The 13634-nt window shown below is 66.6% G+C and carries 9 protein-coding genes, 1 tRNA gene and 1 pseudogene; 4 read left to right on the top strand and 7 right to left on the bottom strand.

Annotated elements, in window-relative coordinates; translation table 11 throughout:
- Window positions 1–28 precede the first annotated feature (28 nt).
- Window positions 29–2863: a M16 family metallopeptidase gene (locus tag ACW17V_RS00175; RefSeq protein ID WP_492106898.1), complete on the top strand. Its 2835-nt coding sequence runs from the start codon at window positions 29–31 to the stop codon at window positions 2861–2863.
- A 153-nt stretch (window positions 2864–3016) separates the two neighbouring features.
- Here the strand turns inward: ACW17V_RS00175 and mscL are convergent.
- The 5 genes and pseudogenes from mscL to aroA all read right to left on the bottom strand — a co-directional run.
- A pseudogene (gene mscL / locus ACW17V_RS00170) lies at window positions 3017–3427 on the bottom strand (large-conductance mechanosensitive channel protein MscL); the annotation flags it as partial.
- A gap of 79 nt (window positions 3428–3506) precedes the next feature.
- On the bottom strand, window positions 3507–3791 hold the full coding sequence (locus tag ACW17V_RS00165; protein WP_035048510.1) for an integration host factor subunit beta: 285 nt from the start codon (window positions 3789–3791) through the stop codon (window positions 3507–3509).
- A gap of 421 nt (window positions 3792–4212) precedes the next feature.
- Window positions 4213–5925, bottom strand: coding sequence for a 30S ribosomal protein S1 (rpsA, locus tag ACW17V_RS00160; RefSeq protein ID WP_492106897.1), 1713 nt, complete (start codon window positions 5923–5925; stop codon window positions 4213–4215).
- Window positions 5926–6055: 130 nt separating this feature from the next.
- The gene (gene cmk / locus ACW17V_RS00155) at window positions 6056–6706 is read right to left on the bottom strand and encodes a (d)CMP kinase (RefSeq protein ID WP_492106896.1); all 651 of its coding nucleotides are present in this window, start codon (window positions 6704–6706) and stop codon (window positions 6056–6058) included.
- Between the two features lie 2 nt (window positions 6707–6708).
- Entirely contained in the window at window positions 6709–8037 is a 1329-nt protein-coding gene (gene aroA, locus ACW17V_RS00150; protein WP_492106895.1) for a 3-phosphoshikimate 1-carboxyvinyltransferase, read from the bottom strand.
- Window positions 8038–8152: 115 nt separating this feature from the next.
- Here aroA and ACW17V_RS00145 point away from each other — a divergent pair, with 115 nt between their 5' ends.
- The 3 genes from ACW17V_RS00145 to ACW17V_RS00135 all read left to right on the top strand — a co-directional run bounded on the left by ACW17V_RS00145 (window position 8153) and on the right by ACW17V_RS00135 (window position 9984).
- Complete coding sequence (locus ACW17V_RS00145; protein WP_492106894.1) at window positions 8153–8620, top strand: TIGR02300 family protein; 468 nt, start codon at window positions 8153–8155, stop codon at window positions 8618–8620.
- 153 nt (window positions 8621–8773) lie between these two features.
- Window positions 8774–8849 (top strand) — tRNA-Ala (locus ACW17V_RS00140).
- Window positions 8850–8985: 136 nt separating this feature from the next.
- A complete protein-coding gene (locus ACW17V_RS00135; protein ID WP_492106893.1) occupies window positions 8986–9984 on the top strand; it encodes a M23 family metallopeptidase in 999 nt (332 codons plus the stop codon).
- Window positions 9985–10298: 314 nt separating this feature from the next.
- Here the strand turns inward: ACW17V_RS00135 and ACW17V_RS00130 are convergent, their stop codons facing one another.
- The gene (locus tag ACW17V_RS00130; protein ID WP_492106892.1) at window positions 10299–11978 is read right to left on the bottom strand and encodes a glycosyltransferase family 4 protein; all 1680 of its coding nucleotides are present in this window, start codon (window positions 11976–11978) and stop codon (window positions 10299–10301) included.
- Between the two features lie 110 nt (window positions 11979–12088).
- Complete coding sequence (locus ACW17V_RS00125; RefSeq protein WP_492106891.1) at window positions 12089–13495, bottom strand: calcium-binding protein; 1407 nt, start codon at window positions 13493–13495, stop codon at window positions 12089–12091.
- Between the last annotated feature and the right edge of the window lie 139 nt (window positions 13496–13634).

Here is a 13634-nt window from a genome sequence, read left to right as displayed (position 1 = left end):
GCAACCGCGTTTGCTGGAGCTCTCCCGAATGATCCGTCCCTTTGCCAAGGCCGCCCTGGTGGCGCTGGCGCTCTCGACCACCGCCCTGTCGCCCCTGGCCTTCGCCGCGGATGCGCCGTCGATCAGCGTGCCGCCGATCGTCTACAAGGAGCGGGTGCTGGCCAATGGCCTGAAGGTGTTCACGGCCCGGGACGCGACCACGCCCAACGTCACCGTGCAGGTCTGGTATGGCGTCGGCTCCAAGGATGATCCGGAAGGCCGCTCGGGCTTCGCGCACCTCTTTGAACACCTGATGTTCAAGGCCACGCGCAACATGCCCAACGAGACCCTCGATCGGCTGACCGAGGACGTGGGCGGCTTCAACAACGCCTCCACCTATGACGACTTCACCAACTATTACGAGGTGGTGCCCGCCAACCATCTGGAGCGCCTGCTGTGGGCCGAGGCCGACCGCCTGGGCTCGCTGGTCATCGACGAGGCGGTCTTCGCCTCCGAGCGCGACGTCGTGAAGGAAGAGCTGCGCCAGCGCGTCCTGGCCGATCCCTATGGCCGCCTGTTCGCCCTCTATGTGCCGCAGCAGTCGTTCACGGCCCACCCCTACAAGCGCCCGGGCATCGGCTCGATCGAGGAACTGGACGCGGCCACCGTCGATGACGTGCGCGCCTTCCACGCCACCTATTACCGCCCCGACAACGCCGCCCTGATCGTGGCCGGCAATTTCGACGAGGCCCAACTGCAGGCCTTGGTCGATAAGTATTTCGCGCCGCTGAAGACCCCGGCCGCGCCCCTGCCCAAGGTCACCGTGGTCGAGCCGGCCCGCACCGGCCCCAAGACGGTCAACACCTATGGCCCCAACGTGCCACTGCCGGCGGTGGCGATCACCTGGCTGGCCCCGGCCGCGTCCGACAAGGACGCCCCGGCCCTGGCCGTGCTGGACGCCATCCTGTCGGCCGGCAAGTCGTCGCGCCTGTATGACACCCTGGTCTATGACCAGAAGATCGCCCAGTCGGTGTTCTCGTCGGGCCCGACTAACGCCCAGCCGGGCCTGTTCTATGTCGGCGCCGTCATGGCCGGCGGCAAGACAGCCGAGCAGGGTGAAGGCGCCCTGCTGGCCCAGGTCGCCCGCCTGCGCGACACCCCGCCCACCGCCGCCGAGCTGGCCGAAGCCAAGACCGGCCTGCTGGCCGACGCCGTGCGCCGCCGCGAGGAGATTGACGGCCGCGCCTTCGCCATCGGCTACGCCCTGCTGACCGACGGCGACGCCGCCCGCGCCAACACCAATCTGGCCGAACTGCAGGCGGTGACCGCCGCCGACGTCCAGCGGGTCGCGAAAAAGTGGCTGGCCGATGATCGCCGCACGTCGATCCGCTACCTGCCGGAATCGGCCCGCCCCGCCGGCGAGAAGGACAACACCCCGGTTCCGCCCAAGGTGGCCTCGGTGAAGTTCAACGGCGCGATCACGACCCTGGCGCTGGAGGCCGAGCGCCAGAAGATCCCGGCCGTCGCGGCCCCGATCGCCGCCGTCCTGCCCTCGCCGGTCGAGAAGACCCTGGCCAACGGCCTGCGGGTGATCGTCGCCAAGTCCAGCGACCTGCCGCTGATCACCGCCGACCTGACCGTGCGGGGCGGGGCCAGCTCCGATCCCGCCGGCCTGGCCGGCGCGTCCAGCCTGACCGCCGACCTGCTGACCGAGGGCACCAAGACCCGGGGCGCGGTCGACATCGCCCGCCAGACCGAAGCGCTTGGCGCCAACCTGGCGGCCGGCTCGGGCTGGGAAGCCTCGTCCCTGACCCTCAGCGTCATCGCCGACAAGGCCGTCCCGGCCATGGCGATCATGGCCGACGTCGCCCAGAATCCGGTGTTCAAGGCCGAAGAACTGGACCGCGTCCGCGCCGAGACCCTGGACGGTCTGTCGGTCGCCTATCAGCGTCCGGGCAGCCTGGCCGCCTATGCCACGGCCCCGGTGCTCTATGCGGGTTCGGCCTATGGCCACGTGGCCGGCGGCACGCCCGGCTCGCTGCCGAAGGTCAAGCGCGAGGACCTGGTCAAGCTGCACACCGCCGCCTGGCGTCCGGACAACGCCGTGCTGGTCCTGACAGGCAACCTGACGCCCGAAGCCGGCTTCGCGCTCGCCGAGACGGCGTTCGGCGGCTGGAAGAAGCCCGCCACCCCGCCGCCCGCCACGCCGGCTGCTCCAACCGGCTACAAGCCGCGCAATGTGGTCATTGACCTGCCCGGCACCGGCCAGGCGGCCGTGACCCTGGCCAAGCCGGCCATCACCCGCGCCGACCCCAACTACTATTCGGGTCTGGTGACCAATGCCGTGCTGGGCGTGGGCTATTCCTCGCGCCTGAACCAGGAAATCCGCATCAAGCGCGGCCTGTCCTATGGCGCGGGCTCCAGCCTGACCCCGCAGGGCCAGTTCGGCGGCTTCTCGGCCCGGGTGCAGACCAAGAACGAGTCCGCCGGTCAGGTGGTCAGCCTGGTCCAGGCCGAGCTGACCCGTCTGGCGGCCGAACCGGCCTCGGCCGGTGAACTGACCGCCCGCAAGTCAGTGCTGGTCGGCGGCTTTGGCCGTGACCTGGGCACCTCCGAGGGCCTGGCGGACATCCTGGGCAACCTGGCCGTCTATGGCGTGCCGCTGAACGAGATCCAGAGCTACGCGGCCAAGGTCGAGGCGGTCAGCGCCAGCGACGTCCAGGCCTTCGCGAAGTCGATGATGGATCCAGCCCAGACCAGCATCATCGTCGCCGGCGATCTGAAGGCGATGGGCGACACCCTGCCCGCCGCCGTGCCCAACGCCACGGTGATCCCCGCCGCCAAACTGGACCTCGACAGCCCGAGCCTGAGCAGCGGGAAGTAGCGCGACCAAGGGCCTGTCATCCCGGACGCGCCATCGGCGTGAGCCGGGATGACAGGTCTATTTTGTTTTCGGCTTGGGTTTCGCGGCGGTCTTGGCCGGCGCCTTCGCCACAGCCGCCTTGGGCGCGGCCGCCGCAACCTTCGGCGCCGCCCCCTTAGCCAGCAGGTCCCGGATCTCCATCAGCAGCGCTTCCTGGGCGGTCGGCGCCGTGGGGGCTTCGGGCGCGGGCTCGGCCGCGTCGGCGCGGCGGATGCCGTTGACGATCTTGACCAGCAGGAACACGACGGCCGCCACGATCAGGAACTGGATCAGGGTGTTGATGAAGGCCCCGTACTGAACGGCGACCTTCTCCACGGCCTCGGTGGCCGCGTCTTCGGGTTTGAGCACCCATTCCAGCTTGGAGAAGTCCAGGCCGCCGGTCAGCAGACCGATCGGCGGCATGATCACCTGGTCGACCAGGCTCTTGACGATGCCGTTGAAGGCCGCGCCGATGATCACGCCGACGGCGAGATCGATGACGTTGCCGCGCGAGATGAACTCGCGAAATTCCTTGATGACGCTCATGACCCGGTCTCGCCGATTAGCCCTGCTGAAAGTCGCGAGGCTGACGGCGTTCGGCCCCCAAGGTCAAGACGGGGTCAGACTACTCGTCGGCGTTGAGCCGGGCCCGCAATTCCTTGCCGCTCTTGAAGAACGGCACATGCTTGGCGCGGACATCGACGGTTTCGCCAGTGCGCGGATTGCGGCCCGAGCGCGCCGGGCGCGAGCGGACCGACAGGGCGCCAAAGCCCCGAAGTTCGACGCGACCGCCACCTTCCAGAGCGCCGATCATGCGCTCGAGAATGACGCCGACGACGCGCTCGACGTCTTTCTGCGTCAGGTGCGGATTTTCATTCGCGAGCCTGGCGATGAGTTCAGACTTGATCATCGATATCCCCGGCGCCGGAGGGAGGAACTGGCGCGTGCGGACCTTTGCCCAAGGGTGGTTGAGTCTTCAAGAGGCAGGTTGAGATTCTGGCGCCCGACCTGGGCGGCGGCCCGATGCGAGGCAGACAGGATATCCCGACTTTAGTCCTCAATCTGGGTTTACATGCCTCCGCTCGCGCGAATATGCGCAAGCTTCTCACACATTGACCGGGGTTTCGGCTGAAACGTCTCTCGTGACGTCAAGACGGAGGAAACGCGCGGTTTAGACCCCCGATCGGGATCATCATGGTGAGCGCTGTCTTCACCAAAGACGTCCCCGTCCAAGGACTTAGCGGAACAAGACGGTGGATGGGCGCAAAGAAAAACGGCGGCCGGATCGCTCCGGCCGCCGCTGACTTCAGTCCCGATGAAGGGGCGGAAGACTATTCCTTCGGGGTGGCCCGTTCGCGGAGAGCCGCGCCCAGGATGTCGCCCAGCGAAGCGCCGGAGTCCGACGAGCCGAACTGCTCGATGGCTTCCTTCTCTTCGGCCATTTCCAGCGACTTGATCGACATCGAAACGCGGCGGGCCGCCTTATCGATGTTGGTGATCTGAGCGTCGACGCGGTCACCCACGGCGAAGCGCTCGGGGCGCTGTTCCTGACGGTCGCGCGACAGGTCCGACTTGCGGATGAAGGCGGTCATCAGGGCGTCGTCTTCACCGAAGCGAACTTCGATGCCGCCGGTGGTGACTTCCGTCACCGTGACGGTCACGGTCTGGCTCTTGCGATAGGTGTCGCCCGACATCGGATCGCCACCCAGCTGCTTGATGCCCAGCGAGATGCGTTCCTTCTCGACGTCGACGTCGAGAACCTTCGCCTTGACCATGTCGCCCTTCTTGTAGCGAGCCATGGCTTCTTCGCCCGAGGCGCTCCAGTCGATGTCCGACAGGTGCACCATGCCGTCGATGTCGTTGTCGAGGCCGATGAACAGACCGAATTCGGTCGCGTTCTTGACTTCGCCTTCGACGGTCGAGCCGACCGGGTGGGTTTCGAGGAACGAATCCCACGGGTTGGCCAGAGCCTGCTTCAGGCCCAGCGACACGCGACGCTTGGACGGATCGACGTCCAGCACGACCACGTCGACTTCCTGCGAGGTCGAGACGATCTTGCCGGGGTGGACGTTCTTCTTGGTCCAGGACATTTCCGAGACGTGGACCAGGCCTTCAACGCCGGCTTCCAGCTCAACAAACGCGCCGTAGTCGGTGATGTTGGTGATGCGGCCCGTGAACTTGGCGCCGACCGGGTACTTGGCTTCAACACCATCCCACGGATCCGACTGCAGCTGCTTCATGCCGAGGCTGATGCGCTGGGTGTCCGGGTTGATCTTGACGATCTGGACCTTCACGGTGTCGCCCACGGCGAGCACTTGGCTCGGGTGGTTGACGCGCTTCCAGCTCATGTCGGTCACGTGCAGCAGGCCGTCGATGCCGCCCAGGTCAACGAACGCACCGTAGTCGGTGATGTTCTTGACGACGCCTTCACGGATTTCACCCTCTTGCAGCTGCGACACCAGTTCGGTGCGCTGCTCGGCGCGGGCTTCTTCCAGGATGGCGCGACGCGAGACGACGATGTTGCCGCGCGGACGGTCCATCTTGAGGATGGCGAAGGGTTGTTCCTTGCCCATGAGCGGGCCGACGTCGCGCACGGGGCGGATGTCGACCTGCGAGCCGGGCAGGAACGCCGAGGCGCCGCCCAGGTCGACGGTGAAGCCGCCCTTGACGCGACCGACGATAGCGCCGAGCACCGGGACGTTCTGGGCGTAAACGCCTTCCAGACGGGTCCAGGCTTCTTCGCGCTTGGCCTTTTCGCGGCTGATGACCGCTTCGCCCAGGGCGTTTTCGAGGCGTTCCAGGAACACTTCGACGTGGTCGCCGACCTTGATGGTGGGCTTGCCGGCGTCGTCAACGCCGAATTCCTTTTGCGGAACGCGACCTTCGGTCTTCAGACCGACGTCGATGATCGCGAAGTCCTTCTCGATACCGACAACGATACCCTTGACGACGGTGCCTTCCGCGAAGTCGCGGCCGCCCATGGAATCGTTCAGCAGCGCTTCGAAATCGTCGCGCGTCGGGTTGAAGCTCATATCGTCAGCCATGCTGATGTTTAGTCTCGTGTTGAGGGACGCCCCACAATGAAGCCGCCGAATGACGGTTCTGGGGATTCCGGGTGATAAGGATTTTCATGCGGACCGCGGCTTCCTAAGCGGCGGCGAGGCGGGCGTTAGATTAGCCCGGGAGGTTTCCCGACCGGGCGCGCGCCGTCTCGACAATGCGGCGGGCCGCATCGAAGGCCTGCTCTATAGTCATTTCCGACGTATCAAGCAAGACGGCGTCCGGGGCCTGGGTCATGGGCGCGCTGTCGCGGCCGGAATCGCGGGCGTCACGTCTGTGGATGTCGGCCAGAACATCGGCGTAGGCCACGGCTTCGCCCTGTCCGGACAGCTGTTTCCAGCGCCGTTCGGCCCGGATCTCCGGTGTGGCGGTCACATACAGCTTGGCCGGCGCCTCGGGGGCGATGACCGTACCGATGTCGCGCCCGTCGATCACCGAGCCCGGCTCGCGGGTGGTGAACTGCCGCTGAAGATCGAACAGGGCCGCGCGGACGCCGGTGTGGACGGCGACCCGGCTGGCCGCTTCGCCGGCGGCGCGAGTGCGAACCTCGGCCCGTTCCAGTTCGGCCAGGTCCAGCCCCTTGGCCGCGGCCTCGGCGGCGGCGGCGTCATCCAGATCGCCGCCGGTCGCCAGCAGTCGCACGCCGACGGCGCGGTAGAGCAGGCCGGTATCCAGCATGGCGTAGCCGTAGAGCGCCGCCAGCCGGCTGGCGACCGTGCCCTTGCCCGAGGCGGCGGGACCGTCGACGGCGATCACGAAACCCATGCTCAGGCCTCCGACAGATCCGCACCCAGGCCGCGCATCAGGTCGGCGAAGCCCGGGAAGCTGGTGGCGATCATGCCCGGCTCGTCAACCGCCACGCCCTGCTGGGCGGCCATGCCGAGGATCAGGTGGCTCATGGCGATGCGGTGATCGCCATGAGTGTGGACCAGGCCGCCGCCGCGCACGGGGTGATTGCCGCCGCGCGTGCCGACGACCGTCATGCCTTCGGGCTCTTCCTCGACCGTGACGCCGCAGGCCGTGAGACCCGCCGCCGTCAGGGCGATGCGATCGCTTTCCTTGACGCGCATCTCGCCGATGCCGCGCATGACGGTCGGACCGTCGGCGAAGGCGGCCGCGACAGCCAGGATGGGATATTCGTCGATCATCGCCGGGGCGCGCTCGGGCGGCACGATCACGCCCTTCAGCTGGGAATAGCGGGCGGTGATGTCGCCGATCTCTTCGCCGCTGGACATCCGGACGTTCGAGATCACCAGATCCGCGCCCATCTCCTGCAGCGTCGTGAACAGGCCGGTGCGCAGTTGATTGAGCATCACGCCCTCGACCGTGACCTCCGAACCCGGAACGATCAGGCCGGCCACCAGCGGGAAGGCCGCCGAGGACGGATCGCCCGGAACCGAGACGTGAGTCCCGCTCAGCTTCTGGCCCGCCGGCAGGCGGATGTGGCGAGCGCCCTCACGGTCCTCGACGATCACCTCGGCCCCGAAGGCGCGCAGCATGCGCTCGGTGTGGTCGCGCGTCGCTTCTGGCTCGATCACCTCGACGCCGCCTTCGGCGTGAAGGCCGGCCAGCAGCACGGCCGACTTCACCTGGGCCGAGGCCATCGGCAGGCGATAGGCCAGTCCGCGCAGATTGCCGCCCTTCAGGGTCAGGGGCAGACGGCCCTTGTCGCGTCCCAGCCAGGTGGCGCCCATGCGCGCCAGGGGATCCAGCACCCGGCCCATCGGCCGGCCGCGCAGGGATGCGTCGCCGGTGAAGGTTGAGCACATGGCGAAGCCCGCCGCCGCGCCCATGATCAGGCGCACGCCGGTGCCGGCGTTGCCGCAATCGATGACGTCGGTGGGTTCGGTGAAGCCGCCGGCGCCCTCGATGCGCCAGCGACCGCCGCCCTCCTGCTCGACCCGCGCGCCAAAGGCCTGCATGGCCCGAGCGGTCGCCAGGACGTCATCGCCCTCGAGCAGGCCCTCGACCGTGGTGGTGCCACTGGCCAGGGCGCCCAGGATCATGGAGCGATGCGAAATCGACTTGTCGCCCGGGGCGCGAACGGCGCCTCGAAGGGCTCCGCCGGGTCCGCTCTTCAGTCCAGCCGCCGTCATGCCGTAACCGGCTCCCTGGTTATGGTGGGGTTCGCGAGGGGATTGCTTTTGACAGCGGGCCTTGGCCATGGCAAGTCACCGGCCGCTTTTCCCATCTGGATCAAAGGTTCGCCTCTTGGCCAATCCCGAATTGGGCGCAAAACAAATTTGCCCCAACTGCCAATCGAAATTCTACGACCTGGGCCGCCGCCCGGCGCTCTGCCCCAAGTGTGGCGAGTCGTTCGACCCGGAAGAGGCGCTGAAATCGCGCCGCGTCCGGGCGCGCGCCGTCACGCCGGACTATGACGCCGAGGACGAGAAGCCCGCTCCGCCTCCGAAGGATGAGGACGGCTTCGAGGACGAGGTCGATGAGACGCCGGAAATCGACAAGGTCGAGCCGGACGTCATCGAGACCGACGACGAAGACGCTGATCCGGGCGCGCCGACCCCCGCGGGCGGCGACGATCTGGGCGTCGACTTCGCCGAGGATGAAGACCTCGCCGAAGACGAAGCCGACGACGTTCCCTTCCTCGAGGACGAGGACGAGGACGCGCTTGAAGACGAAATCGAAGGCCTTCCGGGCGCCGACGACGACGATCGCTAAGAGCCAGAACGACGTTCGAAAAATTCTTCGAAAAAAGTTCGCCGGGAGGGTTGATCCAAAAATCCTCCCGGCATAGGTTCCGCGCCTCGCCGGGGCCGACCTGATCGGTACCGACGAGATACACCAAGGTTCTCTTGGGAAACCAAGGACCTCGGGGCTTTAGCTCAGCTGGTAGAGCGCTTGCATGGCATGCAAGAGGTCAGCGGTTCGACTCCGCTAAGCTCCACCAAAACGGCCGCTTCCCTAAAGGGAGCGGCCGTTTCCATGTCCGGCCCTATTCACGCCGCGCGACAAACTTCCGCCCTCACCTGCCATCATTCCTGTCAGTCCCGCGATGCGCGCGGGCGACGAGACGGAGGTGATCCATGCGGCCCCTGCTGGCGATGTCCTGCCTGGCCCTGTCAGGCCTGGGATGCCTCCCCCTGCTGGCCCTCGCGCCCGATGGCGCCGGCGGCGGACTGTCAATTCCCATCCAGTGCGAGATCGGCGTCAACTGCGAGGTGCAGAACCTCGTCGACCGTGATCCGGGCCCCGGCGCCGAGGATTTCCGGTGCGGCTCCCTGACCTATGAAGGCCACAACGGCGTCGATTTCCGTCTGCCCGACCTTCGGGCCCAGAAGGCCGGCGTAGCGGTCCTGTCGGCGGCCGATGGGACCGTGTCCAGGGTGCGCGACGGGGTGGCCGACATCTCGGTCAAGACGACGGGCCTGGAGGCCGTGAAGGGCCAGGAATGCGGCAATGGCCTGGTGGTTGACCATGGCGGCGGCCTGGTCACCCAGTACTGTCATATGCGCCAGGGCTCGCTGGTGGTGAAGGCCGGCCAGGCGGTCAAGCGCGGCCAGCCCCTCGGACAGGTCGGCCTGTCCGGTCTGACCGAGTATCCTCACCTGCACTTCACCGTGCGGCGGAACAACGAGGTCATCGACCCCTTCGCGCCCGCGCCGGGCGCAGCGGGAGCCTGCGGTTCGGGCTCGGGCCTTTGGACCGCCTCTGCGGCGAGCAGGCTCGCCTACAAGCCGCGGGCGGTGCTCAACAAGGGCTTCGCGGCGGGCCCGGCCGGGATGGCCGAGGTGGAGGCCGGAAACCTGCCCAAAGCGGGCGCGACGACCCCGCTGGTGGCCTATGTGCGATCCATTGGCCTGAAGGTCGGCGACGAGGCTCATCTGACCCTGAAGGGGCCCGACGGGATCGTTCTGGGCGACAACAAGGTGGCCCCCCTGGCCAGCGCCAAGGCACAATATGTGCTGTTCACGGGCAAGAAAGCGCCGGCCGGCGGCTGGCGCAAGGGGCGCTATGAAGGCCGCTATGTGGTCATGAACGGGGGCGTCAAGGTGGTGGACACCACTTGGTCGATCACAATTTAACGATCTTGTGTCGACGACCCCCCATAGACGGGCGTTTCCCCTTTCAGGTGAACCTGATCTGTGGCATATTCTGATCTCAGCCTTGTTCTCCAGCGCGGCTGTGTCACTCCGGCCGGGTTGCGAAACTTAATGGTTTTGCGGCTCGGCCGTTCGAGTTTTAGGGCTATCCTTAACGTTGCGTTGGCATTGCGCTCCGGCCAAGAGCGCGTGTGGAAGCAAGGCGTGCCATTCTCGCCGCTCCGTTTGCTGTAGCCCGCAGTTCGCTGCCTTGCGCCCGGAAGTCGGCAGCGAGAAGAGAGTGCGCGCTTCAAGCGCTAGTCGGCAATACGGTCTGAGCGGCCCAGGATCTCGATGAAACCATACTTGGCGAGCCAAAGCACGCCACGCTCAAGCAGCACCCGCCGGGGCGCGGGAAAGTGAGCGAGCAGATCTCCCACGCTGATCTGACGCTCGCCAGCAAGCCGCTCGACCAAGCTGTCGATCTCGGCCTCCGGGGGTAAGGCAAAACCGCCCTCGCGGGTCATGACAGAGCCGGTCGCCGCTTTGACCTGCGCCCAGGTGAGATCCGGCCTGGAGCGGATCATACTCGTGTCGGTCAGGTACTCGGTTGGATAGGCGGCGAACAGCGTATAGGGGTCCATCCGCCAGGGGTTGTTGACCAGATTACGCGCCGCCGGCGCTGGCGCTGGCGCGGCCAGACGCCGGGCGTTCATGGCCCCCCACAGCGCCTGGTAGCGGGGAATGATCCGCGCCCAGTCAAATTCCGTGACCGCCCGTTCGCGCGCCGATGCACCCATTCGGACGCGCAGATCGGGGTCACAGGCCAGCGTGGCGATCGCTTGAGCGGCCTGGTCGATGTCCACGACATTGGTTTGGCTGGTCGCGGCGACATAGGCTTCGTATTTCACCCAGTCATTGGCATGACGATAGGCGATGTCCTCGCCGGTTCCGGGACGGGGCGAGTAGGTGGCGATGCGGAAGCCGTCGACCCCGTGACGCACGGTGTCGCGGTAGCCGTCCCAGTCGGACACCACATTGGGCATGCCGGCGGCCATGGCCTCGACCGGGGTCAGACCAAAGGTTTCCTGCACATTGTCCGACAAGGACAGAAAGATGTCGCCCACCGCCCAGATCGAGAAGCGGACGTCGGGTTCCCGCCCGTCGAGTGGGATATACTGGATGCTGGGGCAGCAGGCCCGGCTATCGTCGTGGTAGCGCGCCGTCAGTTCCGCGTTCGGCGCCCAGCCGGCGACCACCCAGGCGATCTTCTTTCCCGACCGCGCCGCAGCGCGCTCCAGGGCCATGGCCATCGGCAGGGGGTTCATCTTGGCGGCGGCGCTGAAGCGGCCGACATAAAGGGCCACAACCGTATCGTCGGCGATACCCAGTCTTTCGCGCCAGTCTTTCTTCTGGGTCGGGGTCGTGATGAAGTCGGCGACATTGACGCCCAGCGGGATGACTTCCAGCTGAGGTCGGGTCAGCCTTGATGCGCCCAGGGTCTGGGCGAGATAGTCCTCGGTCGCTTCAAGCTGGCGCTCAACGGCGGCGCGGACAGCGCGTGAGGTGCAGATCAGGGCGTCCCAGGGCTTGACAGGGGCCGTCAGCAAGGCGCCGATGGCGTCCATGGCGCGGGCCGTCGCGGTGGTATGGGTAATGCCGCAGATTCCGTAGGCCGCATCGCCCAAGACGCGCCGCGCCCAGGCCTCACGCGCGATCTGCGGCGAGCTGAGGCTGACAGCCCCCATCCGGGCAATACCCCGGCGATCGCCCGCAGCCAGCCAGGTGACCGGCTTGGCGCTGGGTTCGACGGCGTCGACGAAGGCTTGCATGTCTGCGGCCGGCCGGCCGGCCACGTTCCAGAACACGTGCCGCTCGACATCGGCATGCAGCCGAAAGCCGCGAAGAAAGCTCTCACCCGCCGCGTGACGACCCATCAGGGTCTTGGTCTTGGTGTCGAAGGCTTCCGGATTGAGATAGATCGCCGCGTTTGACATGGGCCTGGCACTCATAACCCGATGGCCACGGGCCCCTGGGCGAAATCTGGACAAAAAAAGGGGGCCACCCCGAAGGATGGCCCCACAATCTTAGCTCTGAAGAAGAGCTCTTAGGTCAGGGCGATCGAGCTGAACGAGATATCGCTCAGGTCCGAACCGGCCAGAACGATGACGTTGTCGAACGTCGTGCCAGCGCTGGTTTGATCGTAGAAGAAGAACACGTCGCTACCAACCTGGATCGCCACGTAGTCAACGTCCGTACCGGCCATCTTCACCGCAGCAGTCGCCGCAGCGGCCGCGTAGGTGTCATCCGTGCCTTCGAAGTAGTTGCCGGCCGAGCCAGCACCACCCACAGCCGCCGTCAGCACCAGCTTGTCGCCGGTGGCGAAGTCGGTGATCGAGTCGGCGGTCGGAGCAACCGAGTCGCCCGTCGCGAAGACGAACTTGTCGTTGCCGTCGCCGCCGGTCATCACGTCTTGACCAGCGCCGCCCGTGATGGTGTCAGCACCAGCGCCACCGTCGATGGTGTCGTTGCCTGCGTCGCCAGCCAGGGTGTCATCGCCCAGATCGCCGTAGATCAGGTCGTTGTTGTTGCCGCCGGCGATGCCGTCGTTGTCTTGACCGCCACGGATAGTGTCGTTGCCGTCGCCGCCAGTGATGTCGTCAGCGCCGATGTTGCCTTGGATGTAGTCAGCGCCCGTGCCGCCGGCCAGATCGTCATCGTCTTGGCCACCATAGATGGTGTCCTTGCCGGCACCGCCGGTGATGTCGTCAGCGCCCTTGTTGCCTTGGGCGAAGTCGCCGGTGTCGGTCGCGGCACCGCTGGTCAGGGTGATGGTGTCAGCACCTTCGCCGCCGAACACGGTGTCAACGCCGCCATCAGCGGTGGTGATGGTGTCGTCGCCGTTGTCGCCGTAGACGATGTCGTCGCCGTCGCCGCCTTCGAGGGCATCAGCGTCGTTGCCGCCATAGATGGTGTCGTCGTCGTCGCCACCATTGATGTCGTCAGCGCCCGTACCGCCGGTGATCGAGTCGTCGCCAGCGCCGCCCAGAACTTCGTCAGCATCGTTGCCGGCGCTGATCGAGTCGTCGCCGTCGCCACCTTCGATGCTGTCAGCACCAGCACCGCCGGTGATGGTGTCGTTGTCGTCGCCGCCCAGGATCGAGTCAGCGGCGGAGCTGCCCGAGATCAGGTCGCTGCCAGCAGCGCCGTCGATAGTCGAAGCGCCCGTGGCGTACAGGGCGTCGCCCTTGGTGCCGCCGGCGAAGGTGCCGGTTTGGCTCTTGTAGAGCGAGCCGGCCGGGAAGGTGATGGCCGTCACGGCGTCAGCCGAGAAGGTGACCGACTGAGCGCCGTAGGTGAAAACGTCCTTGGCGGTCGAGGTCGCGGTCGCGGCGATCGTGGTCTTCGTGATGCCGGTCGCGGTCGCGGCCTGCGTCGAGAAGATCAGGGTGTCGGTGGGAGTGAAAGCAGCCGCCTGAGCGGCGGTGATGGTTTCGAAAACGTAGGTAGCCATTCTTGTTCTCCAAAATCGTGTCAACGGGCCGCAAGACCGCCTGCGCCCCCACCACGGAGGTGGAGAACCTGCGTTCCTTAGCCGTACCTAATCGTTCCCCCGAGGGTGACGACCAAGGTCAAACAAGCCCGCGCTATAG

This window comes from Caulobacter sp. FV2ye17ST (genome assembly GCF_058680955.1).
This window is presented reverse-complemented; position numbering and strand designations above follow the sequence as displayed.